The organism is Citrobacter sp. Marseille-Q6884 (genome assembly GCF_945906775.1).
Classification (GTDB): Bacteria; Pseudomonadota; Gammaproteobacteria; order Enterobacterales; family Enterobacteriaceae; genus Citrobacter.
This window is the reverse complement of sequence record NZ_CAMDRE010000001.1, coordinates 3,115,221-3,140,100: the sequence shown is the minus strand read 5'-3', so window position 1 is coordinate 3,140,100 and position 24,880 is coordinate 3,115,221. Positions and strand designations below refer to the sequence as shown.

Sequence of the window (24,880 nt, the reverse complement as noted above, 5' to 3'; positions counted from 1 at the left end):
TAATGAGGGAGAATCAAAAAAGCTGCAAAGATTTTTCCAGATAAAATGTCTGTAAATGCAACAAGCTGTTGAGAGAAGCATCAATTAATCCCCAATACGAAAAATGGGGTTTGACAAAAGTTTTTTCGCCGCTAAGATATGCCTCCACAACGATTCCTCTGTAGTTCAGTCGGTAGAACGGCGGACTGTTAATCCGTATGTCACTGGTTCGAGTCCAGTCAGAGGAGCCATATTTAAGAAGCCCGCTTATCGCGGGCTTTTTGTTTTATATCTGATAGTCAATCATCACATCGTCGGGTTCCATCGCCTGTCGCTTAATCTCTTCCACTGACAGACCTGCATTACATAGCTCAATGAACCGCCAGACGTAATTACGCTGTAACTGACCGCGTTTCAGGCCAAGCCAGACCGTATTCGCATCAAATAAATGCCGGGTATCAAGGCGGGTTAACGTGCCCTCTTCCTGCTCACCGCTTGATTGCTCCGCGACTATCCCAATACCTAACCCCAACGCCACATAGGTTTTGATCACATCTGAATCCTGTGCGCTGAGGACAATACCCGGCTGCAGCCCTTTACGCGCAAATGCCTCATCAATACGAGAACGCCCCGTAATGCCCTGGCGATAGGTAATGAGCGGCCAGTGAGCAATAGATTCCAGCGTCAGCAAAGGGGTCTGTGTTAACGGATGATCGTGCGGGACGAGGAGGCTGTGATGCCATCTGAACCACGGAAAGGCGACCAACAGCGGGTCGCTACTTAACCGCTCGCTGGCAATACCAATGTCTGCCCCACCATTTTGCAAAAGCACATCAATCTCTTGCGGCGTTCCCTGGATGAGCTCCAGACGAACCTCGGGAAAGAGTTCACGAAATGCTTTAATCACCGCGGGCAGGCTATAACGCGCCTGGGTATGCGTCGTGGCAATCGTCAGAACACCGGATGTGTCATTGGTGAACAGATCTGCAAGTCGGCGCACATTGCCGGCCTCGTTGAGAATACGCTCAGCGATAACCAGCAAGGCCTTGCCCGGTTCAGTCATACCAAGCAGACGCTTCCCCCGCCGGATAAATATTTCAATGCCAAGCTCATCTTCAAGTTCACGAATATGCCGGCTTACCCCCGACTGCGAGGTATAAAGAATATTCGCGACTTCCGTCAGGTTGTAATCCTGACGTGCCGCCTCGCGGATTATTTTAAGTTGCTGGAAATTCACATTTGGCTCCGGGTACATCAGACATTACGCTATTGTTAAAGTCTGATGCCCGGCATAACAAATAATAAAAACCTGCATCTTATTCCCGCCGGGAATAAGGTTTAACTGACCAGCTGCAGTTCCCGGTTTTCCAGCGCAGGACGGCTGACCAACGACAACAGGATGTCTTTCACCGCTTGTGCTTGCGGCGATAAACTTCCTCTGGCAGACATGTTTAATGACAATGGCAGATTCATCGAAGGTGTTGTAATACGCGCCATCCAGCCATTCGCGGCCTTACATAAGGCACGAGCTGCCGACTCAGGTAAAACCGTTACCCCCATACCGCTGGCAATGGCAGCCGTTAAGGTAGAAATAGAATCAATTTCACCGATCACTTTGGCTGTTAAGCGGCGGAGTGAAAAGGCCTCGTCGACACGTAATCGAACCGCACTGTAATCGCGCGGAAGCAACAGACTCATCTGGGCTACGGCGGTTAAATCCACACTTTGCCCCGGACAGTCGCGCGTGCCGACCAGAAAAAGATCTTCTTTTAAGAGCGGTTGACTGGAGATGCCCGCCACCGGTGAACGCTCGTAAAGTACCGCCATGTCGAGTTGACCACTGAGCAGTTTATCGTTGAGCACGGCACCACTGTTTTCATGCAAATAGATCAGGACATCCGGTAACTCGGCGCGTACTGACTGGAGTAACGGCATGGTGATGGATGACGCCGCAGTGCCTGGGGCAAGACCAATCGAGACCTGGCCGCTCAGCGTCTGCCCCACATTATTGACCGCAAGCTGCGCCTGTTCGCATTGGCGTAAAATCGTCCGGGCATGGGTATATAGCACTTTCCCTGCGTCAGTCGGCGTTACCCCCCGCTTGGTGCGGATCAATAGCTGTTGATTCAGTTCACCTTCCAGCGTAGCAACCTGCTGACTCAACGCGGGTTGCGCGATGTGCAACACTTCCGCTGCCTGGGTCAGGCTACCAATATCGACGATTTTTACGAAGTATTTCAGTCGTCTGAAGTTCATTTTGCCTCCTGTCGGAATACCAGAACCCGTGCTGGCACGTCGTATTAACCAGGATTGCAAGATGCTTGCCAGTTTCCCCTGAATGCAGGTGACACCGCTGAACCCCCATCAAATACGGTTCGGCGGTAATAAATAAAGTTAATTTCCCCTTTCCACTATTTTTCACCTGCCCCACAGCGGGTAGCGGCGCACCAGAATGGAGCAAAAAGAGTAAAAGATCGAAAGTTCACCGCTTTGCTGTTTTTGTCAGCAAACAAACACCTAATTGCATTTCCCCCTTTGACAACCTCAACGCCCATCGCTAATATGCGCCTCGTTCACACGATTCCTCTGTAGTTCAGTCGGTAGAACGGCGGACTGTTAATCCGTATGTCACTGGTTCGAGTCCAGTCAGAGGAGCCAAATTTAAGAAGCCTGCTCAGGAAACTGAGCAGGCTTTTTGCTTTTACCCATTTCTGAAAAATGGGAGGCCCAATTTGAGGATCATTTCAACTCGATTGTGGAGTCCCTCCTCCCCTTTCTGTCGCTAGAATCACCTGTTAACGTCAGAAATCATAGTACAAATCCATAGTGAGACCCGTCCGGTAGTTCAACGTCAAGGCGAAGTTTTCCACCCGCTGCCTCAACATAGCGTTTGAGCGTAGAGAGTTTCAGGTCTCGGCCAGGCTTTTCCATTCCTGCAACAGTAGGCTGCTTGATACCCAGAACATCAGCCATTTCAACCTGCGTTTTTTGCACCTTCTCGCGCAGTTCAGCAAGATGAATATTGAGCAGGATGTCCGTCGCCATCACTTGCGCTTCGGCCACAACGTCAGGTTTTTCATCCGCAATAAGCTGCTCCAGCGTTCTGCCCATCGCGTTACTCCTTCTCTTCAAATGTATTCAGCCAATTAGTGAATTCCCGATCCGCAAGCGGGAGCATCTCATCATAAAAACGCTTTTCATTGCCAACCTTAAGTCCGGCACAAAGCACAATACCGGTACGTATCGGATCAAAAGCGAAAAACGCCCGTATGGGATCGCCCCGACTCTGAATACGCAACTCTTTCATGTTGCTATAGCAGGAGTCTCTGAGCGTATCAGCGTACGGTCTGGACAACCCAGGTCCTTTTTCCCGCAGGACCATCAGCGCAGCAAGCACGCGAGTCCGGTCGCTATCATTGAGCGAGGTAAACCAGCGATCAAACGTATCCGTTGTTTTTATTGTCCACACGGGACCTCCCTTAAATATAGGTTAAATACGATATAGGTGCAAAGCTATAGTAAGGAGTGTGACGCGTTGAGATAAAAGAGGCATGTGTCTTTGGGGGGAAGTTGAAAGCGTATTCCAGTATTTAACAGATGAAGGGCAAAGCATTCACCCTTTTAGAGGCAGTATCGAAAAATAATCGCGGGAATTGATGGATCACGTGGTTGACCAGAATTGTCTGGAGAGGAAAGGAAGCACCCACCTCACCCGCCGCATGCATATCACATCGTTGATTAAAGTTATGTAAATGCAAATCGTTTAAACTTTGCATTTATTGTAAGTGCTAGTGATTATCATTTATTGTACGCGGGCCAAAAGTACGAGCTCCTGCTCGGGTTACTGTACGTTCCAATTACTCTGGGATATAAACGATGAATGCTCTGCCTCGCACCGGACTGCGCCGTATCACGCTTGCATCTGCTCTAACCCTCTCTGTCAGCCTGCCGGTTTTTGCTCAGGATACATTAACGCTTTATACCACGCGTGAACCGGGCCTGATTCAGCCCTTACTGGATAGCTGGACTCAAACCAGCGGCATAAAAGTCAGTACGGTTTATATTAAGGATGGCATGCTCGAGCGTGTGAAAGCGGAAGGTAAAAACTCCCCTGCCGACCTGCTGATGACGGTTGATGCAGGTAACCTTATCGATTTAGTCGAAGCTGGCGTCACCCAGCCCGTGCAATCCGAAGCGCTTAAGACGGCCATTCCGGCCAACCTGCGCGGAGCAGATAATCAGTGGTTTGCACTTTCTATGCGAGCCCGCGTGCTTTATGCCGAGAAGTCCATGCCGATTGATAACTGGCATTACGAACAACTCGCGAGCCCGGAGTACAAAGGTAAAGTTTGCATCCGCTCAGGACAGCATCCCTACAATACCGCACTGATTGCCGCCATGATTGCCCATCACGGTGAAGCCAAAACTGAAGAATGGCTGCGCGGCGTGAAAGCTAACCTTGCACGTAAAGCGACCGGCGGCGACCGTGACGTTGCCCGTGATATTCTCGGTGGTATTTGTGATATTGGTCTGGCGAACTCGTATTACGTCGGGCATATGAAAAATGCCAAAGAAGGCAGTGATGCGCGTCGTTGGGGTGATGCGATTAAAGTGGTTAAACCTACCTTCGAGAAAGGCGGTACACACGTCAATATCAGTGGCGCTGCCGTGGCCCGTTATGCGCCGAATAAAGCAGATGCCGTTAAGCTGATGGAATATCTGGTTTCCGCACCTGCGCAACAGCAGTATGCGAAGGCAAACTTTGAGTATCCGGTACTGAAAGGCGTTACGCTCGACCCGGTTATCAGTGCCACAATCGGTGAAATCGATGTCGATAAGATCCCATTAACCGAAATCGTTAAGTACCGTAAACAAGCAAGTCTTCTGGTAGATAAAGTTGGATTCGATCAATAAATCACTGCAGTTTCCGACATTACGCGGCCTGGTTTCCGGGCCGCAGTCGTTATTAACGCCGTTGCACCTTGGCGCGCTGTGTGTGGCACTGGGTGTGCTGACACCTGTTATTGCGCTGATCTGGCAGGCCACGCAGGCTGACTTATCCCATTGGGATAATCTCATCACTTTTGTATTACCTGCCGCGTTAAAAAACACCGTACTCTTGCTGGCGGGCGTCGCCGTGATGGTCGGCGTCATTGGCGTTGGCAGCGCATGGGCAGTAACTGCATGGGATTTTCCCGGCCGAAAAATACTCAGTTGGGCGCTGTTGCTGCCGCTGGCAATGCCGACCTATATCGTCGCTTTCGCCTGGCTGGATTTGTTGCATCCCATTGGTCCGCTGCAAACATTCATCCGTTTCTTACTCGGTTTCGACAGCCCGCGGCAGTTTCGTCTGCCTGATTTACGCTCCCTGTCCGGCGCGATTATTTTGCTCGGACTCGTGCTGTATCCTTACGTTTATCTGACAACCCGCGCCATGTTTATTAGTCAGCCGGCTCATTTACTGGAAGCCGCACGTACGCTGGGATGCAGCGCTGCCGGAACATTTTTTCGCGTGGCTCTGCCCATGGCACGTCCGGCGCTGGCCGTAGGTATCAGTCTCGCGCTTCTGGAAACGCTCAACGACATTGGCGCATCAGAGTTTCTCGGCGTACAAACGTTGACGGTCACCGTCTATACCACATGGATTTCACGCTCTGATCTCTCCGCCGCTGCACAAATCGCCTGCATGATGCTGATGTTTATATTCCTTATTCTGACGCTGGAATTTTATGGCCGCAGAAAACAAGGATTCAGCAGCCGCAACCTGCGGGAGATTCAACCGACACGCGTGTACGGCTGGCGAGGATGGCTTCTCGGCGCAGTCATCGCACTGCCGGTTATTTTGGGGTTCCTTGCCCCGGTACTGTTTTTAATGTGGGAGAGCGCCAAAAGGCTGGGTGAAGATAATCCGATTTCTGCCTCGTTGCTTTCAGCATTACAAAATACGCTGACACTGGCCGCAGGAACCACGCTGGTCGTGGTCTGCGTCAGTTTACTGGTGGCATGGAGTGCTCGTCACAGCGCTGCAGACAACGCCATGCCCGGCTTTCGCCGCGGCGTCATGCGTCTGGCGTCGTTAGGTTACGCCGTGCCTGGCACTATTCTGGCCATCGGTTTTCTCACACCTGCGATGGCGGTAGATCGCTGGCTGGCCGACTTGCTGAATACACGCGGATTACCGTTGATGTCGGCCGGTATTTTGCTGGTGATTTGCTGCGCGATGCGCTTTCAGGCGATTGCCATCGGTGCCCTGGATTCGGGATTAGGGCGAATCCCCCCTTCCCTTGAACAGGCTTCCCGTTTATTGGGTGAGAATGGCGCTGGCACATTTGCGCGCGTTCACTTCCCGCTCCTGCGACCCGCGATAGTCAGCAGTGCATTACTGGTTTTTGCAGATGCGATGAAAGAGCTGCCAACCACGCTGCTTTTACGCCCGGTAAACTTCGAAACGCTGGCAACATTGCTGTATGCCGAAGCCGCGCGGGGAACCTATGAAGAAGGCGCGATTGCCGCGCTACTGATCGTTTTAGCAGGCACGCTACCGGTTATTTTATTGGTGCGTCACCAAATGACGCGCCGGGGTTAAGAGAATCACAATGTCAGAAATTGCATTACGCCTTCAGGATGTGCATGTTGCCTACGGCAATAGCCAGCAAGCGGTGCTGACCGGGTTTTCCATGGCTGTGCGCAAAGGGGAAATCGCTTGTCTGCTGGGTGCCTCAGGTTGTGGGAAAACGACCGTACTTCGTGCGGTTGCCGGGTTTGAACGTCTGCAACGCGGTGAAATTTATGTTTCACAACGACGCGTTGCAGGGCCCGAAATTCACCTGCCGCCGGAAAAACGGCATGTCGGCATGGTCTTTCAGGAATATGCATTATTCCCCCATCTGACGGCACAACAAAACGTAGCCTTTGGCTTACGACGGACACCGCGTGAAGAGCAGCAGGCCAGGGTCGCTGAACTGTTGAAAATGGTGGAATTACACAGCCACGCCGACCGTTATCCTCATGAGCTTTCAGGCGGGCAGCAACAGCGTATTGCGTTAGCGCGCGCGCTGGCTCCGCGGCCTGAGATTCTGCTGCTGGATGAACCCTTTTCCAGTCTTGATAAAAACACTCGAGAACGTCTGGGTGGCGAGGTTCGCGATATATTACGCGCAGCCGGGCAAACCGCGCTGTTGGTGACGCACAGTGAGCACGAAGCGCAATTGATGGCAGACCATATCGGCTTTGTGAAAATGGGGCAGTATCACGGTCAACAAGCGGTCAGTATTCGCTGACCGCAAAGAAAATACCGCGTGTCGCTGATCAGTATTTTTGTATCTGGCTGATATTCACCGGCATCCCGGAACGACGCTCCAGGGTCGCATTCGCGCGATTAACATCGATACCACTGCCGGTGATAAACGTGCGCAACGCGGGTGTGACGGGCAGCGGAACCTTTCTGTCTGACTCATATTCAGAGCGATTACGGGACAGCGGCTCATGAACCTCAACCCAGCGGGTGCCGTCTGGCTCAGCCGTGTATTTGATGGGCCTGTCGATCAATTGAACACGCGTCCCAACCGGCACGGTATCAAACAGGTATTTGATATCGTCATTGCGCAGACGAATACAGCCCTGGCTCACTCGCAAGCCAATGCCAAAATTGGCGTTTGTGCCGTGGATGGCATAGAGCCTGCCAATATATATCGCATAGAGCCCCATCGGGTTGTCGGGTCCGGCGGGCACAAACGCAGGTAACGTCTCGCCTCGCGCGGCATATTCACGTCGGGTATTCGCCGTTGGCGTCCAGCCAGGCGCCTCCTGCTTGCGCTCTACCGCAGTAACCCAGTTGCGCGGCGTTTCCCTCCCTGCCTGACCGATACCGATCGGTAAGATCTCAACCGTATTTGTATCTTTGGGATAATAGTAAAGGCGCATTTCTGCGACGTTAATGACAATCCCTTCACGCACGGTATCCGGCAAAATAATCTGCTGCGGCACAACCAGCGTTGACCCCGACTTAGGCAAAAAAACATCCACACCGGGATTGGCTTCGAGCATGTTGCTCAAGCCTTGCCCGTACTGGGCAGCAAATGCCTCCAGCGGCTGAGTATTTCCTGATGGCACCGTAATTGTCAGAGGACTCCCCACCAGACGACTTCCCTCGGGTGGCAGCGGATAACTCACTGCCTGCGATCCCTGACTCGCGAGCAGCATGATGAGTGAACATAACAGTTTTACACGACGCATCATTTTCCTTTCCTTCGTCGCAGCAGATATCCGTTAATTATAGCTTTTTTATCTGTTTTTCGGGATTACAACGGACACAAACAAGAAGAAACCCCGCCTTGAGCGGGGTTCAGATTGACTATGCTTCCTTTCCATCCGGCAGCACAATATTACTGGCGGCTAAATGCCCCATATTGTTGTACATCGCGCAGGCGGCTTCGACAATCGGCATCGCCAGCGCAGCGCCACTCCCCTCGCCTAAGCGCATGCCCATATTGAGATACGGATCCAGCTCCAGATGTGCCAGTGCGGTTCGGGCGCCTTTCTCGGCGGAGAAATGCGATGGGATCAGATATGGCTTAATCTCCGGCGCAATCTGGCAGGCGGCGAGTGCGGCCGAATAGGAGAGGAATCCATCCAGCAGGACAGGCAAGCCGCAGGAAGCTGCACCTAACATCACGCCGGCCATACCGACAAGATCAAACCCGCCCACTTTTGCCAGCACATCGACACCGTCGCGGGGATCGGGCTGATTGATGGCAATCGCACGACGGACAACATCCACCTTATTCCCCACCCGCGAAAGCGGCAGGTTGGCGCCAATACCCACCACATCCTCGGCATCGCTGCCGGTCAACACGCTGACAATGGCCGCTGCTGGCGTGGTGTTCGCCATACCCAGCTCACCGACACCAAACAGCGTCACACCCTCTTTCGCTAATTCACGGGTATAGCGGATGACTTCCAGCAGCAGCTCTTCTGCCTGAGAGCGGCTCATTGCCGGCCCTTCAGCAATATTTCCACAGCCGCGCGCCACGCGCATATTGACCACGCCAGGGATCGGATCAGCGTCAATCCCCACGTCAATCACATGCACCTTTGCCCCCGCCTGAGCCGCCAGAACACAAACGCCGGTCGTCCCACGCGTCATATTTGCGGCCTGAATCGCCGTGACCACTTTGGGCGAAACGGCAACGCCCTCATCCCACACACCGTGGTCGGCGCACATCACCAGCATCGCTTTCCCCCCTACGCGCGGCTCCCCTTTCAGCCCCGGCATACCCGCCAGCTGTACGGCAAGGGATTCGAGTCGTCCAAGGCTACCAGGCGGCTTAAGTAAACCATCAATGTGCTGCTGTGCGCGCAGCATCGCAGCACTATCGGGTACAGGGATCATCTGGAGTAAAGAGGATAAAGTCTGCATAAGGGTTCTCAATGTGTTAGCTGACTCAAAGCAGAGCCAGTAAGAAGATCAACTCGCCAAGTTCTATGGCCGCACCGAGCGTATCGCCGGTTTGTCCACCCAACGTACGTTTTAATAATTGCCCAAGAATAAACACTGCCACCATCGTAACGACCAGCGCCGCCACGCCGCGCATGCCGGGGAGCAGAACGGCGGCAAGGATCGCCGCAAACCCCAGCGTAACGCAGGTTTGTCGTCCAGTAACTTTGCCAATAAAGACATTTCCCAACCCTTCTTCGCGGGCATAACGATGCCGGTACATCAGCAGAACCGCAGTTCCCCGACCGGCGACACAGGCCGCCGCCAGCGCTGCCAGCATCGGCGTTCCGCGCAGTGCCAGCTCACTGACCACCAGTACTTTTGCCAGCAAAACAAAGATTAACGCCAGGCCGCCATGTGTCCCCAGGCGGCTGTCGCGCATAATTTCCAGCATCCGCTCACGACGACGAGCGGAAAAAATGCCATCACAGGTATCCGCCAGACCGTCCAGATGAAAACCGCCTGTCAGTAGCGCCAGTGCCAGAACGCTAAACAGGGCCGCCAGCGGAATACCGCACCATGGCTGCAATACCATAAAAACCAGCCCTGACAGTCCCCCCAGCACAACGCCAATGAGCGGGAACATGACGATCCCGCGAGAATACTGTTCGAAATCGAGTCCTTGCGACCAACGTGCAGGAACAGGCAAGCGGCTGATAAAAGAGAGCATTGCCCAGAACAACTTACTCATTTAATTTTGACTCCAATACCAGATACCACCAGCCAGACCTCATCGGCGGCCGCCGCCAGGCGCTGGTTAACACGTCCGGCAATATCACGAAAATGCCGCGCCAGACGATTCTCCGGAACAATCCCCATCCCCACTTCGTTTGTCACCAGAACGATCTTTGCCGGGCAACGTTGACAGGCTTCGATCAACAAACGCATCTCGGCCTCAATAGACTGTTCCATTGCCGCGTAATCCCAACTGTCAGGATCGCTGTCACCGCCCAACGCAAAGAGCAGATTGGTCACCATCGTGGTGATGCACTCCAGTAAAATCGCCTCTTGCGGATCGTTCATCGCCGTTATCAGATCATCAAGATGTTGCCAGCGCTCGGCGGTACGCCAGTGTGTGGGACGACCATCACGATGGTGCTGAATACGTGCTGCCATCTCCTCATCAAAAATCTGTGAGGTCGCGATATAGAGGACACTCGGTGCGTCAGCGATCAGCGCCTCTGCATGCCGACTTTTGCCGCTACGCGCGCCGCCGGTAACCAGAATCATCATACTGGCTCCCGATGTTGCTGCATGATGGTATAAATTTTTTCAATATCGATGTGTTGCCGCATCGCATCCGCCAGCAGATCAAACTGCTGCGATTTATATTGCGCGTAATGGAAGGTTGAATCCAGTGGTGCTAAGCCTTTGCGCGTACGCAGACCATTAACCAGCGCGCGGGTGAACTGATCGCTATCGAACAGACCGTGGAGATAAGTGCCAAACGCCAGACCGTCATGACTGACGGCACCGTCAGCCACGCTGCCGCCATCTTTATCCAGTGTCATCACTGACTGGCATTCTCCTGATAATTCCGTTTCACCCATGTGAATTTCATAACCGCGTACGGAGAGTCCCGCCACACCCGCCAGCCAGTCAGGAAGCGCTGGCAACATCTGCCCCTCGACCAGAGTCGTTGTTTTGTGCCGGGCAAAATGGGTTACCGTATTGAGCAGTCCCAGTCCGGGCTGAGTACCCAAACCAGACTCCACCTCATCAATGATGGTGTCACCGAGCATCTGATAGCCGCCGCAGATGCCGACGACCGGTACGTTCTGTTGGTGTAACTGCATCACACCATGCGCCATGCCGCTTTCACGTAACCAGACCAGATCGCCGAGCGTATTTTTGCTGCCCGGCAGGATCACCAAATCAACCCCTGCCAGCTCCTCCGGTTGACGAACATAACGTACGCGGACATCAGGTTGTGCGGCCAGCGCATTAAAATCCGTAAAGTTAGAGATATGCGGCAGTTGAACAACGGCAATCTCAATGTCGCGTTTGTCAGTGCGCAAATATTTGCCTTTTTGCAGCGCAACCCCATCTTCATCTTCCAGATCGACATCCAGCCACGGCATAACGCCAAGCACAGGCACGCCGGTCAGCGCTTCAATTTGTTCAATGCCCGAGTAAAGCAGGGCCACATCGCCGCGAAATTTATTAATGATGACGCCTTTGACTCTGGCGCGTTCGTGGTCGCGCAGCAGCGCCAGGGTGCCGTAAATGGAGGCGAACACCCCACCGCGGTCGATATCAGCAACCAAAATAACCGGACACTGCGCCATTTCGGCCATGCCCATATTAACGATATCGCGATCGCGCAGGTTAATTTCAGCCGGACTGCCCGCACCTTCCAGCACCAGAACATCAAATTCCTGCGCCAGGCTGTTATAGACCGAAAGAATCTGTTCACGCAGTCGCGGCTTGTACTCGTGATAGCTCACCGCATCCATATCGGTTGCGACTTTCCCCATCAATACGACCTGAGCTTTGCGATCGCTGGTTGGTTTAAGTAGCACAGGGTTCATGCGCACATCCGGCGTGATCCCGGCAGCCTCGGCCTGAAAAATTTGCGCGCGCCCCATCTCTTTACCTTCTGGGGTAATGCCGGAGTTCAGTGCCATGTTCTGCGATTTAAACGGCGCTGTACGCAGTCCATCCTGGTAAAAAATACGACACAGCCCGGCGACCAGTACGCTTTTGCCTACATCAGATGCCGTACCCTGCAACATTATTGCCTGCGTCATGACGCCTCCTTCAGTGCGTTCTCTCGCATACAGCTAAAAAATTCAGCCTCTGTTTTACACAGCGGAAAGCCTAACTGTGTATGCAGTTTTACCAGCCAGGGCTGAGTTAATCCGGCTTGTTCAATGAGATCCGTGCGGGCAAATACCTCACCCGGTGTGCCGTGCGCCAGCACTTCACCCCGGCGTAAAACATAAACCGCATCGCTCACTTCATAGATAAGGTCAATATCATGGCTGGAAATAACCACGTGGTTTCCCTGCGACACAATACGTTTGATGATTTCAATCATCTGCGCACGACCGGATGGATCCAGACCCGCAGTCGGTTCATCCAGTAACAGATATTGCGCCTGCAGCACCAGCGCCCCGGCAATCGCCACACGTTTCTTTTGCCCGTGGCTTAAACATTGAATGGGTTGATGGCGGAAATGCTGCGCGTCTACCAGCGTCAGGGTATCGTCCACCCGGCGGGCAATTTCGGCTTCATCCACGCCCAGATTGCGCAGACTGAATGCGATGTCACTGTCGATGTCGGTATAAAAGATTTGCTGATCGGGGTCCTGAAATACGGTTGCCACCTGCTGGCGCAGCGCCAGCAGACCACGCTTACTGTAATCCAGTGGTTTCCCTTGCCACATTACCGCGCCCTGTTGGGGGCGCAGTAAGCCACTAAGATTCATAAACAGCGTAGATTTTCCGCATCCGTTCGCCCCTACCAGTCCAGTGACGGCATGCGGAGAAAAGTCCAGCGTTAGCCCTTTGAGGATGGGATCATCCTGATAGCGAAACCAAAGCGCAGAGGTGGCAAGCATACTTTTCCTTACAGGTGAAAATCACCCTGATACAGTTTGATATCCAGTGTGGTGGTCATTTGTTGATAGCGGATCAACACGCGCGTAAACAACAATCCCACCAGCATCGCCAGCGAGCGATAACCCAACGGCAAGCTACGATAACCAAAACGCAGCGTTTGTGCGCGGTGAATGGCCAGCGCTTCGTCTAACAGGATAAAAATAAATCGCCAGGTCAGCAGGATCTGTTCAGTGAGCAGTCGCGGAACATGCGCACGTTTGAGCAGAATAATGAGCTGCGGAAATGGCAGGTTCAACACCAGCCAGAACGTTGCCGCCAGCGCCGCCAGGCTACGCCAGAAGGTTTCATTCGCGGTCTGTACGCCCATTGCCGTGATCCCCAGCCAGTAGCTGCCTACCGGAAAGCTTGCCAGTAAGGTGTGCGGATCGCGGCTCACGCTAAATAAAATCGTCACGACGCCCACCACCAGAAACCCAAACGGCAATGCCATCCAGCGGCACCAGCGCCAGAAAGAAATACGCAACAGCCAACAGGTCAACGCAGCAATGAGCAATAGCTCCAGACCCTGCCCCAACGGGGGCAGAGTAAAAGCCAGGATCATCATCACCAACCAGAGCAGGAATTTCCGCTGTGGCGAAACATTGAACCAGCGGCTCTGGTAACTCAGCCTGTCAAGTCCGGTCATCACGGCGTTGTCTGCCTTTGGTATAACCCAGGATATAGAAAATCACCGCCGCACCCAGCGATCCCTGAAGCGTAAACAGCAGACTTTCAATCTCGCCGCTGGCTGGCTCATATAACGGCTGGAACCAGGGCTCATAATGCGGGGCAATCGCCTGAATCTGGCTTTCCGCCTCGCCATCCGAGCCACCGTATTCACCACCGTGATTGATAAAGAACGGCAGGATCACCAGCGCAATCACCATCCCTAACAGAATCAGCGTCTTTTTCATCGTTAATGTCCTTGTGCGGTAATCAACTGACGTTTGGTTAACTGGTCATAAATCATGACGGTGAGTAGCCCTTCCGCAATAGCGATTGGGATCTGCGTCAGACAGAAAATACCCATGAATTTGACGATTGACCCCACCGCGCCCGCAGACGGATCCGGGAAGGCCACACCCAGTTGAACCGACGTGACGAAGTAAGTGACAAGATCCGCCAGCATCGCACACAGGAAGACGCAGACATCACGACGGAACCCCGCACGGCAGGCCATCTTCCACACCATATAGCCCACTACCGGTCCAATAACCGCCATCGACATACCGTTAGCGCCGAGCGTGGTTAACCCCCCATGTGCCAGCAACAATGCCTGGAATAACAAGACGATCGCACCAAGAATAGCGACAACGCCAGGCCCGAACAGGATAACGGCCAGACCTACGCCGGTCGGATGCGAACAACTGCCTGTAACCGAAGGAATTTTCAACGCCGACAACACAAAAATAAACGCCCCGCACAGCGCCAGCAGCACTTTCTGATGACTATCTTCCTGCACGATTTGGCGCAAACGCACCAGTCCATACCACAGGCAAGGTAAAAACAGCAGCCACCAGGCCAGCGCCCACATCGGCGGTAAAAAACCCTCCATAATGTGCATCGCGAACGCTTGTTCAGGAACAATCATCAGTAATAGCGCCGCAGCCAACCCGCTGAAAGACAGCTGTTTTAGCTGTTGTTCGAGCTTCATTGTGCATACTCCCACTGTTTGTTAACCAGAATGGTCGAGAAATAAGGTAGGGACTGATCGTCATTCACTTCATCAAGATGGCGCCAGCACTGCTCACCCGGCAGCGTGGCTTCTGACATCATTAACGCGCAACCCAGCAAGCCCTCTTGTTGCAGCAATGCCTTGATACGCGCAAAACGACCATAGACTTTCATCAGTACCAGGCTCTCGTGCTGTTTTAACGCCTGCTGGATTTCGGCTTCCGGTGCCGTACAGGAGACGACGGCCAGCGACTGCTGCTCCATGGCGAGCGGCGTTTTTGAGCGGGCGGCAATCGCCGCAAAAGAGGTCACGCCAGGGACAATTTCTAACCAGTCAGGGCAACCAATACGCTGGAGTAAAAAGACCCAAGTGCTAAACAGCATGGCGTCGCCGAGCGTGATAAAGCCCACCTGCTTACCGGCATTCACTTCCTGTACCAGCGCCGCCGCAACCTCGTCCCAGACCGCTTCTTTCTCGGCGCTGTCAGCACTCATTGGAAAGTGGCAGCAACGCACTTCCGTCTGTTCACCAATGTATTCACGTACGATTGACAGCGCCAGGCTATCGCCACCTTTACGTCCGGCGGGTGCATAGAGAATATCCAGTGAGCCCAGAGTGCGCGCCGCACGCACGGTGATAAGATCAGATGCGCCCGGTCCGGTGCTCAGCGCATACAATTTGCCGCTCATGCTGCTTCCTCCAGCGCCACATTGAGCGCCTGTTGTAAATGTGCCACAAACATGGCGCGCACCGCCGGGTTCTCACCCAGGCCACTTAGCCACGGAGTAGCCGGAATGCCCGCTGCGTTAAATAACGTTTTCCACGAGTCGTCTTCGTCGGACGCCATATCATTAATGGCATGGTCACCAGCCACTAACATCAGCGGCATGAGATGCACCGCCGTCACGCCTTCCCGACCTAAACTGTCAATAATGACATCCACTTCCGGGTAGCTTTCCACCGCGCCTACGCGTGCCGGGAAACCCTGCGCTGTCATCATGTGATCGAGACAGGCGTAGGCGGCAAAAGCATGATGGCTGGCCCCGTGTCCCATAAACACCACTTTTTCACGCGCTTTCAGCGGCGGCATCTGTTGTTGCAGCGCCAGCATCAGTTGCGCGTAATCGTCGTGGCTGCTCAGTAGCGGTACACCCAGCGTCAGGCGCGAGAACAGCGGGCGCATGCTCTGGACTTCACGGACAATTTTTTCGTATTCATCACCGTTAATGATGTGCAGTGACTGAATCGCGACGTCCTGGTAGCCCTGCTCCGCCAGTTTTTGCAGAGCCTGCAGCGGGGTGTCGATATCGATGCCGTCACGCTGCTTGAGCTTGCGGATGATCATCCCGGAGGTAAACGCACGAAACAGATCGCGGTCAGGACAACTGGCCGCAAGATCGCGCTCGCAGGCCACAATATTTTTCTCACAGGTATCGTGATAGCTGGTGCCAAAGCTGATCACCAGAAGCGCTTTTTTCATCGATTACTCCTTAAGCAGCGGCCAGCCAGCGCGCTAAACGCGCCCCAAATGCGGCCTGACTCTCCAGTAACTCTTCTCCCGTCACCAACGGTGCCGGACGTGTAATCACGATGCAGGGGATACCGGCATCCAGACAAGGTTGAACTTTTTCCTGATAACCACCTTCCGCGCCTGACGCTTTGGTGATCACCACATCCGCCAGACACTGACGGTAAAATGCAGCATTAAACTCGGCGCTAAAGGGTCCACAGAGTGCGAAGATTTCACCCACGCCAAACCCTAAATCTGCGCATTGTTGGATAACGTCAGGCACAGGCAGGACACGTGCCAACAGCGTTTTTTCCGGTAATCCTTCACGCCACCGAGCCAAATCTTTACTGCCGGTCGTCAGCAACACGCGATCGCCGAAGCGTCGCGCCAGTTCGCAGGCTTCCTGAATGCTTTGAACGGTGTACAGGTAGGGGTGGGCCAAACCGCTCAGCTGTTCAGGGCGTTGATAGCGGCTCAGCAGTACACCGGCTGCTTCGCAGGCTCCCATGATGTTCCGGCTCACCACCTCGGCATACGGATGTGAAGCATCTATCACCCAGCGCGTACGATTCTCTTGCAGCCAGGCGATCATTTGCTCCCGCTCCAGGCGCCCACAGCGCACCTGACCTTTGATGTCACCCGCCAGCTGTTTCCCTGTCGGAGTCGCAACCGACAGGGTGTAAGCTACGTTTGCGGCATCCAGTTGCTGGCACAGCATGCGCGCATCACTGGTGCCGCCCATGACCAGTACATCACCGTAATTCACAGCACATAACCTCGTGGCGTGATCATCAGTCCATCCTGCACATAGGTCGTTTTGTTGCCGACAATCACCAGGCTGGTCATATCAACCGGTTCAAAATCCATATCACCCAATGTGGTCAGCCATTTCTCCTGTTTTTTACGCCCGGCTGACTTCACAATGCCCACCGGCGTTTGTGCACTTTTACTGGCTGAAAGTAATTCGAAAGCACGTGCCAGATGCCCTTCACGGCCCCGGCTGCGCGGGTTGTAGAAACAGATAACGAAGTCGGCTTCACCGGCGGCAATAATGCGTTTTTCGATGACCGGCCATGGTGTTAACAGGTCACTGAGGCTGATATGACAGAAATCGTGCATCAGCGGTGCGCCGAGCAAAGAAGCAGCGGCAATGCTGGCGGTCATTCCCGGAATCAACTTAACCTCAACATCCAGCTTCTGCTTGCTGACCAGCTCAAGCACCAGGCCTGCCATGCCGTAAATTCCGGCATCGCCGCTGCTGATCAGCGCGACGTTGTGTCCTGCCTGCGCCAGTTCGATTGCCGCCTGACAGCGTTCAATCTCTTTGCACATACCGGTTTTGATCACCTGCTTATCACCGGTAAAGGCTTTTACCAGATGGGTGTAGGTTTTATAGCCAACAATGATTTCTGCCGCCTGCAGCGCTTCAACGGCTTCCATGGTCATCATTGCCTGCGAGCCAGGGCCAATTCCAATTACGCTTAACATCAGTGTGAAACTCCCAAAGTAATAGTGACGCCCTGTTCGCGCAGGGTCTCGCCTAACAGTTGTCCGTGACTCAGCAACCAGGCTGCAGGACCGGATACACTTCCCGTTCCGACCGTTTTGCGAACAAACGATGAGGCAGGAAAACGGTGTTCGTGCTCACGCAGCGCGTCAGCAGTAAAGGTTTCAAATGGAACGCGACAGCAGGAAGCCAGCTGTATCAGCCCCTGCTCATCTTTTTTCAGCGTGATACTGCCAATCGCTTTTAACGCTAGCGGGTCGAGCCGTTGGGCTTCAAGTTGACGGGCCAGCAACTCGGCTAACAGCGGGAATGGCGTGTCGCGTCGACAGCCGATTCCGGCCACCACACGCTGCGGCACCAGCTTCCAGTGCGGGACCGGCAATTCGGGCAAATCGGTGCGCAGGGTGATGCAAATTAGCGCATCCAGTTCCGGCAATTGCGTCAGGTCGGTGACGGTGATAAACCCGCGACGATCGCAGTGACTGACATCCTGCGCCAGCTCGTCATCCCACCACAGACCAACCCGCTTATTGCTCACCAGCATCTGGTTGACGATTTTCACCACCGAGCGGAAATCGTTCATCCGCGCGTTCAGCTGGAATGCCAGCGTATCCAGCGCCGCCATATCATTCACATCGGTTGCCGTGGTAATCACCGGATCGGCACCCAGCATTCCCGCCAGATAACGCGCCAGCGCATTTGCGCCACCCGCATGACCGGAGAGCAGGCTGATAACATGCTGGGCGCGCTCATCAATCACCACGACCGCTGGGTCGCAAAATTTGTCGTTTACCAGCGGTGCCAGTACGCGTACCGCAATACCGGTCGCACCGATAAAAATCAGCGCGGAGTAATTCGCAAAAGCATCGCGTGCCGCCTGAGCAAAACCGTTTTCGAAGGGAACAAATCCCTCCTCCAGCAATTTTTCACTGGTGAAACAGGTTACCGGCAGCATTGCCGCCAGACGCTTCGCCAGCACCACACCGCCTGGCGTCAGGCAAAACAGCGCAATGGATTCAGGCTTTACGGTATTCATGGCTAAAGTCCGCCGCATAGAGTTTGGAGTAGTGATACTCCGAGCCCAGGAAGTTACCGACCAGAATGAGCGCCGTTTTGCGGATCCCTGCATCACGCACTTTGTCGCCGATATCCGCCAGGGTGCCACGAACGGTCTGGCTTTCCGGCCAGGTTGCTTTATAGATGACGGCGACCGGCGTGGTCTCCGGGTATCCCCCCTCGACCAAACGCTCTGCAACACGATGAATACGCTGGACAGAAAGGTAAATCGCCATCGACGTCTGGTGGCTGGCAAACGCCTCCAGTTGTTCACGTTCTGGTACCGGCGTGCGACCTTCCAGACGGGTAATGATTAGGCTTTGGGAAACCTCAGGTACGGTGTACTCGACGCCAAGTTCCGCTGCCGCGCCCAGGAAGGCGCTAACGCCTGGCACGACCTGCCAGTCAATGCCTCGCTTGGTCAGCTCTTCGCCCTGCTCACGTACGGAGCCATAGAGCGAGACATCGCCGGTTTGCAGACGCACGACGGTTTTTCCGGCTTTCACCCCGGCTTCCATGAGATCGAGGATCTGCTCCAGATGCAGTTCCGCGCTGTCATGACATTCAGCGCCGGCCGGGCAATATTCCAGCAGCTCAGTATTAATCAGCGATCCGGCGTAGATGACGACCTGCGCCTGCTGCAGCAACCGGTAACCTTTGAGGGTAATCAGTTCGCGATCGCCAGGACCAGCGCCAACAAACCACACACTACGGGGATCAAAAATCTCAGACATGGTTTCCTTCCTTCTGACAGGCGATAACAAATACGGGGTTATTCGGTTTGAAATAGTGACCACTTCCCAGCGTGGTAAGAGAGGAAACCTGCATTTGCAGACAATCCACGCCTTGTACGCCGAGATGGTCGAGATGTGCCAGGGCAGTATTCAGGTTTTCCTGGAGAATGAATGTCATCACCAGTCGACCAGCGGGGTACAGTTGACGCATCGACCAGTCAATCAGATCGGTCAGGTGACCGCCGCTGCCGCCCATGAATATGGCATCGGCTTTTTCGGTGATCGTCATCGGTGCAATACCGGGATAAATATCGATATTCCCGCAGGCAAAATGCTGACGATTCTCGTCCAGAAGCCTCAACGCAGCAGGGTTACGCTCGATCGCCGTGACGCGCAGCGACGGATATTGCAACGCCGCTTCTATCGATACGCTGCCGGTACCCGCGCCAATATCAATCAGGTGGCTGGCGCGGTGTAATTCAAGTTTTGAGAGGGCAAGCGCACGCACCGCTTCTTTGGTCATCGGCACCTTCTCTCCACGCAGAAAAAGCTCATCTTTCATCGAGGATCACCACTGCATTCATGTCATAGTCGGCATTAATTTCACTCAGAGGCAGGCAGTGGATACGCTCGTTTTCCATCGCCAGGTTTTCGCCAATGACCATCCAGCGATGTCCCTTACCTCGTGCAATAAGTTGGTGCGCGATTTCACGTGGACCGCACAGGGCATCCGTCACCATCGCCACCTTGTTATGTCGTGCCAGTTCATCAAAACAGACGCTGCGACCGTGGCTGCTGGTCAGCCACATGTCGTTCATATCAATACCGGACTGCGCGCACAGGTACTGCACCGCGCTGATGCCAGGGACAATGCGTACATTTTCGATGCCAAAGTGCGCCACCATCCGGGTACCAATGCCATAGAACAGCGGATCGCCAGAGGCCAGTACCACAACATGCCGATCCTGCTGCCGGCTAATCCAGCTCAATAGCTCCGGGATGTTGGCGCCAAGAACAAACTGTTCACCGGTAAAATCGGGGAATTGCTGTAGATGCCGCTTGCCTCCAACCAGAACATCCGCCGTTGCGACGGCTTCGCGCGCCGCGGGCGTCATCAGGTGCAAGCCCGCAGGTCCCATCCCTACGACGGTTAACATTGCATCTCCTTAGCAATCTCTGCGACCGGACGGTTACTACCGAGCACCTGGTTGTCAAAAGAGAACATGATGGCGTCGCAGGTCGGGGGATTTTTGGTAAAGCGCAACGTTTGCAGAACACGCATACAAATGCGTTTGGCCAGATGGTCATAAATATGCTGAAAGCCGAAAACCTCAATGTGTTCCATCGCCGCTTCGGTGGTATCGCAGTCACTGACCAGTGTGAGCAGTTCCAGCGGTGCGCCGAGCAGAGCAAGATGGGCAACCAGCGTTTCCATACGTGCATCGGCAATATGACTGTGGGTATGGAAGATCCCGGCGGCGATTTTAATCAGCTTGCCTGGATGACCAACCAGAACGATTTGTCGGAATCCAAGACGCACCGCTTCTTCAATCATGTAGCCCACAAAGTTGCTCATGGTGACAACAACCTGCGTGTCGATCCCCATCTGTTCGCGGACGAAACGTTCACCGTGATTACCCGGCACCAGCACAACACGTTCCAGCCCTGCTGCGCGTTTGATTTCCAGCTCCAGCGACAGTGAACGTTTCCAGCTCTCTTCCGACATCGGCGTGACGATACCCGTGGTGCCGATGATAGAAATGCCGCCCAGAATCCCTAAACGCGAGTTATACGTTTTTTGCGCGCGCTCTTCCCCTTCGGGCGCGAAGATCTCAATGTGCGCTCCGCGATGCGGACCTATCGCCTCGCGTACCGCAGACTCAATCGTCTGTCGTGGCGTACGATTGATCGCTGAACTGCCCACCGGCAGACCAATTCCTTTGCGGGTCACAGTGCCGACGCCTTCACCGCCCTGCACAACGATCTCACCGCTATCATTTAACGTGACGCGGGCAAAAATCAGCATCCCGTGCGTCGCGTCCACATCGTCGCCACCGTCTTTGCGGATGGCTGCTATGGCTTGTTGTCCTTCAATGTGCGGCGACTCAACGTTCAGGCATAGCGTCACGCCGGAAGGCGTTACGATGGAAACCTGATGGATCAAATGCTGGCGCAGTACCATTAATGCAGCGACTTTCGCTGCCGCCGTCGCACAGGAACCCGTGGTGTAACCTTTGCGCAGTGCTTTACCGTTGTGCCACACCGGCGCATCGAAGGCCTGGTCGCTCATCGCGCCCCCTGCATGTGGTAGAGCATCGCGTTGACGATAGCGGCGGCAACGTTACTCCCGCCTTTGCGCCCTAACGCCGCAATGGCTGGCAGGTTGCTTTGCGTCAGCGCGTCTTTCGATTCCTCCGCGCCAACAAAACCGACCGGTACGCCAACCACGCCACTGACAGCGACATCATGCTCAAGTAGACGAAATAGAGCCGTCGGCGCATTACCAAAGACAAACAGCTTTTCACCTTCTTCATTTACCGCAATGTCAACGGCGGCCATTGAACGGGTGATCCCCTGCTCTTTTGCCGCGCGCACCACTCGCGGATCGCTGATATAACAACGGCACTCACCACCAAATTTTGCCAACAGGGTTTTGTTGATCCCGGAAAGCGCCATGGTGGTGTCCGTGTAAATAACGCTCGGGCGGCTTAATGCGGCGCAAAACTGCTCCAGCACATCGTCGGAGAACCATAAAATGTCCAGCCAGTCGAAGTCAGCTGTGGTGTGGATCACCCTCTTGATGATGGCTTCATGTAACGGACTGGCAAACTGATAGTCCGGGCGGGTTTCACGAATAATCTCGCCAATGATGTCGAAACTTTTGGCCTCAATCGCCTGGGGTTGCTGGATATATTGCATAGTTTTGTCCTCAGGCTACACCGACCAACAGCCACCGCAGTGCGATAAACAGCACCAGTGCCAGCGTCGATGCGACCCACATCAATCGAATCGTTTGGGAAATGTCATCTACTGAAATGTCGCGTTGGGCATCACCAATCCACGGTTTCTCAACGCGCTCGCCAAAGTAGTCGTTAGGACCACCCAGACGAATGCCTAACGCCCCGGCAACGGAGGCCTCCGACCACGCACAGTTTGGGCTGCTATGGTTATAGCGATCGCGCCAGCCTATATGCAGCGCGCGGGAGCCGTTTTGACGACATAAAAATGCCGCCACGCTCAGCAGTAACCAGCTCAGTCTCGCAGGAATAAAGTTCGCCACATCGTCCAGACGCGCGCTGACCATACCGATAGCGCGGTACTTTTCATGTTTGTAGCCAACCATGGAATCCAGGGTATTCACGGCTTTGTAGGCCATCGCCAGCGGGGCTCCGCCGAGGAACAGAAAGAACAGTGGCGCGATAATGCCGTCAACCGTGTTTTCCGCAACGGTTTCCACCACGGCGCGATTAATCTGCAGCGGTTGCAACTGCGAGGTGTCCCGTCCCACAATCCAGGCGAGTTTTTCCCGGCTTTCGGCAAGATTATTGGCGCGAAGCGGACGCTCGACATCCCGTGCGGCATTCGCCAGACAACGGCCCGCCAGTACGGTAAAGATCATCCAGACCTCAACAGCCCACCCTAACCACGGGTGAATTGACTTGGCCAGCGCCAGCACGCCCCAGGAAACAGCCCAGGTTCCCCCTACAACCACTACCCACATCACCGCGCCACCGATGCGCAGCATACTGTCACTGTGGCAGTAACGTCGAATTACGCGCTGAACGGTTGAGATAAAATTGCCTATCCAGCGCACCGGATGCGGCCAACTCTGCGGGTCACCAATGATAAAATCGAGAAGCCAGGCCACGCACCATGCAAGCAGCGTCATAACGCACTCCTCGCGGCTGCCAGCCAGTGATTGAGCATCTCTGGACGTTGGGCAAAATGAACGTGCAGATAGCTGGCGAACGTATTACCGACCTGCCAGCCGCCTGACCATGCTTGCAACGTTTTACCATCCCGCACTTTGCGACAGTCCATCACAGCGGGTGTTTCAGGCGTAAAATCAGAATAGTGAAATTCATGCCCACGCAGCACTTCGCCTGGTGCGGACAGCAAGGTTTGCTGAACCGCTTGTGCTTCACAGTAGCCAAAACGGGTCAAGCGCTTACCCATCTTGCTGTGGCCGGGAATGATATCCGCCATTGGCCAGATATCACCGTTGCCATCCTCCAGCGAGCTTCCGAGATACATCAACCCGCCGCACTCTGCGTAAATAGCCACACCACGCTGATGCGCCGACCGTAATTGCGCGAGCATGCAGGTATTGCTGGCAAGCATTTCAGCATGCAGTTCAGGATAGCCGCCACCTAACCAGATCATCTGGCAGTCCGGTAAATGGCTGTCGTGTAATGGGCTGAAACGAACAATGTTAATGCCCGTACGTTCCAGAAGAGTGATGTTGTCCGGGTAGTAGAAGTTAAACGCTTCGTCATCCGCAATAGCAAGCGTAAGACCTGCGCCTGCATCAGCGGCGGGAAGTACCGGCCACTCACCAACAGGCTGAGTATCCATCTGGCTTAATGCCAGAAGCGCGTCGATATTCAGCGTTCGCTCCAGCGTTTCGGCGAATTCCTGCCACGGCTGCTGATTGATGACTGACTCGCGCGCAGTCACTAATCCAAGATGACGTTCCGGGAGAGCGACGCCTTCCATGCGAGGCACGTAACCTAAGACAGGCACTGAGCAGTAACGCTCAATCGCGACTTTGAGTAACTGGTAATGTGATTCGCTGTTTACCCGATTAACAATGACGCCGGCGATGTTCAGGGAAGGATCAAAATGCTGGAACCCCATTACCGTCGCGGCGATGGAGGTAGAAACGGCTTTGCCATCAACCAGTAAAATCACCGGGCAACCCAGCTGCTTCGCCATCGCGGCGGTACTGCAGTAGTCAGGGTCTGTACCGTAGCCGTCATACAATCCCATAACGCCTTCGATAACAGCGATATCTGCGTGCTGCATCTGCTCGCAAAACAAGGCGTTAAGTACAGGAACAGGAAGCATGAAGCTATCAAGATTGCGGGAAGCTGTACCGCACACAGCCGTGTGCCAGCCGGTATCGAGATAATCAGGACCCACTTTGCATGGCTGGACGCGCAAACCACGTTTTTTCATCAAGCTTAGCAAGCCCAGCGTCACCGTAGTTTTACCACAGCCGCTTCCGGTGCCTGCAAGAACAAACGCGTGTAAATCGACTGCCATACCCTGATCCTGTTCAGGGTGGTAGGGGTGTATAGATACCCAGTCTCTCGACTGTA

29 protein-coding genes and 2 tRNA genes are annotated in these 24,880 nt (G+C 54.2%); 5 read left to right on the top strand and 26 right to left on the bottom strand.

Annotated features, from left to right (window positions below):
* Positions 1-13: 13 nt before the first annotated feature.
* The gene (locus tag N7268_RS25215) at positions 14-148 is read right to left on the bottom strand and encodes a DUF5951 family protein (RefSeq protein WP_409929191.1); all 135 of its coding nucleotides are present in this window, start codon (positions 146-148) and stop codon (positions 14-16) included.
* 6 nt (positions 149-154) lie between these two features.
* On the opposite strand from N7268_RS25215, the gene N7268_RS14900 reads away from it, so the two are divergent.
* Positions 155-230, top strand: a tRNA-Asn gene (locus N7268_RS14900).
* Positions 231-265: 35 nt separating this feature from the next.
* Here N7268_RS14900 and cbl read toward each other — a convergent pair.
* Both cbl and nac read right to left on the bottom strand, forming a co-directional pair.
* Positions 266-1,216 (bottom strand): HTH-type transcriptional regulator Cbl, encoded by a 951-nt coding sequence (gene cbl / locus N7268_RS14895; protein ID WP_260863486.1) that lies wholly within the window; start codon positions 1,214-1,216, stop codon positions 266-268.
* Between the two features lie 101 nt (positions 1,217-1,317).
* The gene (nac, locus tag N7268_RS14890) at positions 1,318-2,235 is read right to left on the bottom strand and encodes a nitrogen assimilation transcriptional regulator NAC (protein WP_198904491.1); all 918 of its coding nucleotides are present in this window, start codon (positions 2,233-2,235) and stop codon (positions 1,318-1,320) included.
* Between the two features lie 326 nt (positions 2,236-2,561).
* On the opposite strand from nac, the gene N7268_RS14885 reads away from it, so the two are divergent.
* Positions 2,562-2,637: transfer RNA gene (locus N7268_RS14885), tRNA-Asn, on the top strand.
* Positions 2,638-2,787: 150 nt separating this feature from the next.
* On the opposite strand, the gene N7268_RS14880 is transcribed toward N7268_RS14885, so the two are convergent.
* On the bottom strand, positions 2,788-3,090 hold the full coding sequence (locus N7268_RS14880) for a helix-turn-helix domain-containing protein (RefSeq protein ID WP_260863485.1): 303 nt from the start codon (positions 3,088-3,090) through the stop codon (positions 2,788-2,790).
* A gap of 4 nt (positions 3,091-3,094) precedes the next feature.
* Positions 3,095-3,448: a type II toxin-antitoxin system RelE/ParE family toxin gene (locus tag N7268_RS14875; RefSeq protein WP_260863484.1), complete on the bottom strand. Its 354-nt coding sequence runs from the start codon at positions 3,446-3,448 to the stop codon at positions 3,095-3,097.
* Between the two features lie 407 nt (positions 3,449-3,855).
* Between N7268_RS14875 and N7268_RS14870 the strand changes: the two genes are divergently transcribed.
* The 3 genes from N7268_RS14870 to N7268_RS14860 are packed head-to-tail and all read left to right on the top strand — an operon-like array spanning position 3,856 to position 7,259.
* Positions 3,856-4,893 carry an extracellular solute-binding protein gene (locus tag N7268_RS14870; RefSeq protein ID WP_260863483.1) on the top strand — a complete coding sequence of 346 codons (1,038 nt, stop codon included), beginning with the start codon at positions 3,856-3,858 and terminating at the stop codon, positions 4,891-4,893.
* Entirely contained in the window at positions 4,877-6,565 is a 1,689-nt protein-coding gene (locus tag N7268_RS14865; protein WP_260863482.1) for an ABC transporter permease, read from the top strand. The genes N7268_RS14870 and N7268_RS14865 overlap by 17 nt, the downstream gene beginning before the upstream one ends.
* Before the next feature lie 10 nt (positions 6,566-6,575).
* A complete protein-coding gene (locus N7268_RS14860; RefSeq protein ID WP_260863481.1) occupies positions 6,576-7,259 on the top strand; it encodes an ABC transporter ATP-binding protein in 684 nt (227 codons plus the stop codon).
* Positions 7,260-7,287: 28 nt separating this feature from the next.
* Here the strand turns inward: N7268_RS14860 and ldtA are convergent, their stop codons facing one another.
* The 21 genes from ldtA to N7268_RS14755 form a co-directional block, all read right to left on the bottom strand.
* A complete protein-coding gene (gene ldtA / locus N7268_RS14855; RefSeq protein ID WP_260863561.1) occupies positions 7,288-8,214 on the bottom strand; it encodes a L,D-transpeptidase in 927 nt (308 codons plus the stop codon).
* Between the two features lie 118 nt (positions 8,215-8,332).
* Entirely contained in the window at positions 8,333-9,397 is a 1,065-nt protein-coding gene (cobT, locus tag N7268_RS14850) for a nicotinate-nucleotide--dimethylbenzimidazole phosphoribosyltransferase (RefSeq protein WP_260863480.1), read from the bottom strand.
* 25 nt (positions 9,398-9,422) lie between these two features.
* Entirely contained in the window at positions 9,423-10,166 is a 744-nt protein-coding gene (gene cobS / locus N7268_RS14845) for an adenosylcobinamide-GDP ribazoletransferase (protein WP_260863479.1), read from the bottom strand.
* Complete coding sequence (gene cobU / locus N7268_RS14840) at positions 10,163-10,708, bottom strand: bifunctional adenosylcobinamide kinase/adenosylcobinamide-phosphate guanylyltransferase (protein WP_260863478.1); 546 nt, start codon at positions 10,706-10,708, stop codon at positions 10,163-10,165. Before cobU ends, cobS begins: the two co-directional genes overlap by 4 nt.
* Positions 10,705-12,225 carry a cobyric acid synthase gene (locus N7268_RS14835; RefSeq protein ID WP_260863477.1) on the bottom strand — a complete coding sequence of 507 codons (1,521 nt, stop codon included), beginning with the start codon at positions 12,223-12,225 and terminating at the stop codon, positions 10,705-10,707. The genes cobU and N7268_RS14835 overlap by 4 nt, the downstream gene beginning before the upstream one ends.
* A complete protein-coding gene (locus tag N7268_RS14830) occupies positions 12,222-13,037 on the bottom strand; it encodes an energy-coupling factor ABC transporter ATP-binding protein (protein WP_260863476.1) in 816 nt (271 codons plus the stop codon). The genes N7268_RS14835 and N7268_RS14830 overlap by 4 nt, the downstream gene beginning before the upstream one ends.
* 8 nt (positions 13,038-13,045) lie before the next feature.
* Positions 13,046-13,723, bottom strand: a complete 678-nt coding sequence (locus N7268_RS14825; protein ID WP_260863560.1) for an energy-coupling factor ABC transporter transmembrane protein — start codon at positions 13,721-13,723, stop codon at positions 13,046-13,048.
* Entirely contained in the window at positions 13,710-13,991 is a 282-nt protein-coding gene (locus N7268_RS14820; protein ID WP_198904502.1) for an energy-coupling factor ABC transporter substrate-binding protein, read from the bottom strand. The genes N7268_RS14825 and N7268_RS14820 overlap by 14 nt, the downstream gene beginning before the upstream one ends.
* Before the next feature lie 2 nt (positions 13,992-13,993).
* On the bottom strand, positions 13,994-14,731 hold the full coding sequence (gene cbiM, locus N7268_RS14815) for a cobalt ECF transporter S component CbiM (RefSeq protein ID WP_198904503.1): 738 nt from the start codon (positions 14,729-14,731) through the stop codon (positions 13,994-13,996).
* A complete protein-coding gene (locus tag N7268_RS14810; RefSeq protein WP_198904504.1) occupies positions 14,728-15,441 on the bottom strand; it encodes a cobalt-factor II C(20)-methyltransferase in 714 nt (237 codons plus the stop codon). The genes cbiM and N7268_RS14810 overlap by 4 nt, the downstream gene beginning before the upstream one ends.
* Positions 15,438-16,232: a sirohydrochlorin cobaltochelatase gene (cbiK, locus tag N7268_RS14805; protein ID WP_198904505.1), complete on the bottom strand. Its 795-nt coding sequence runs from the start codon at positions 16,230-16,232 to the stop codon at positions 15,438-15,440. The genes N7268_RS14810 and cbiK overlap by 4 nt, the downstream gene beginning before the upstream one ends.
* A gap of 10 nt (positions 16,233-16,242) precedes the next feature.
* Positions 16,243-17,028: a cobalt-precorrin-6A reductase gene (locus N7268_RS14800; protein ID WP_260863475.1), complete on the bottom strand. Its 786-nt coding sequence runs from the start codon at positions 17,026-17,028 to the stop codon at positions 16,243-16,245.
* Positions 17,025-17,750, bottom strand: coding sequence for a precorrin-3B C(17)-methyltransferase (locus tag N7268_RS14795; protein WP_198904507.1), 726 nt, complete (start codon positions 17,748-17,750; stop codon positions 17,025-17,027). Before N7268_RS14795 ends, N7268_RS14800 begins: the two co-directional genes overlap by 4 nt.
* Positions 17,750-18,805: a cobalt-precorrin 5A hydrolase gene (gene cbiG, locus N7268_RS14790; protein ID WP_260863474.1), complete on the bottom strand. Its 1,056-nt coding sequence runs from the start codon at positions 18,803-18,805 to the stop codon at positions 17,750-17,752. Before cbiG ends, N7268_RS14795 begins: the two co-directional genes overlap by 1 nt.
* Positions 18,786-19,559: a cobalt-precorrin-4 methyltransferase gene (locus N7268_RS14785; protein WP_260863473.1), complete on the bottom strand. Its 774-nt coding sequence runs from the start codon at positions 19,557-19,559 to the stop codon at positions 18,786-18,788. Before N7268_RS14785 ends, cbiG begins: the two co-directional genes overlap by 20 nt.
* Positions 19,552-20,121 (bottom strand): decarboxylating cobalt-precorrin-6B (C(15))-methyltransferase, encoded by a 570-nt coding sequence (locus N7268_RS14780; RefSeq protein ID WP_198904510.1) that lies wholly within the window; start codon positions 20,119-20,121, stop codon positions 19,552-19,554. The genes N7268_RS14785 and N7268_RS14780 overlap by 8 nt, the downstream gene beginning before the upstream one ends.
* A complete protein-coding gene (locus N7268_RS14775; protein ID WP_260863472.1) occupies positions 20,111-20,716 on the bottom strand; it encodes a cobalt-precorrin-7 (C(5))-methyltransferase in 606 nt (201 codons plus the stop codon). The genes N7268_RS14780 and N7268_RS14775 overlap by 11 nt, the downstream gene beginning before the upstream one ends.
* On the bottom strand, positions 20,710-21,849 hold the full coding sequence (gene cbiD, locus N7268_RS14770; protein WP_260863471.1) for a cobalt-precorrin-5B (C(1))-methyltransferase CbiD: 1,140 nt from the start codon (positions 21,847-21,849) through the stop codon (positions 20,710-20,712). Before cbiD ends, N7268_RS14775 begins: the two co-directional genes overlap by 7 nt.
* Complete coding sequence (locus tag N7268_RS14765; RefSeq protein ID WP_260863470.1) at positions 21,846-22,478, bottom strand: cobalt-precorrin-8 methylmutase; 633 nt, start codon at positions 22,476-22,478, stop codon at positions 21,846-21,848. The genes cbiD and N7268_RS14765 overlap by 4 nt, the downstream gene beginning before the upstream one ends.
* A gap of 10 nt (positions 22,479-22,488) precedes the next feature.
* Complete coding sequence (gene cbiB / locus N7268_RS14760; RefSeq protein WP_260863469.1) at positions 22,489-23,448, bottom strand: adenosylcobinamide-phosphate synthase CbiB; 960 nt, start codon at positions 23,446-23,448, stop codon at positions 22,489-22,491.
* On the bottom strand, positions 23,445-24,824 hold the full coding sequence (locus N7268_RS14755) for a cobyrinate a,c-diamide synthase (protein WP_260863468.1): 1,380 nt from the start codon (positions 24,822-24,824) through the stop codon (positions 23,445-23,447). Before N7268_RS14755 ends, cbiB begins: the two co-directional genes overlap by 4 nt.
* Between the last annotated feature and the right edge of the window lie 56 nt (positions 24,825-24,880).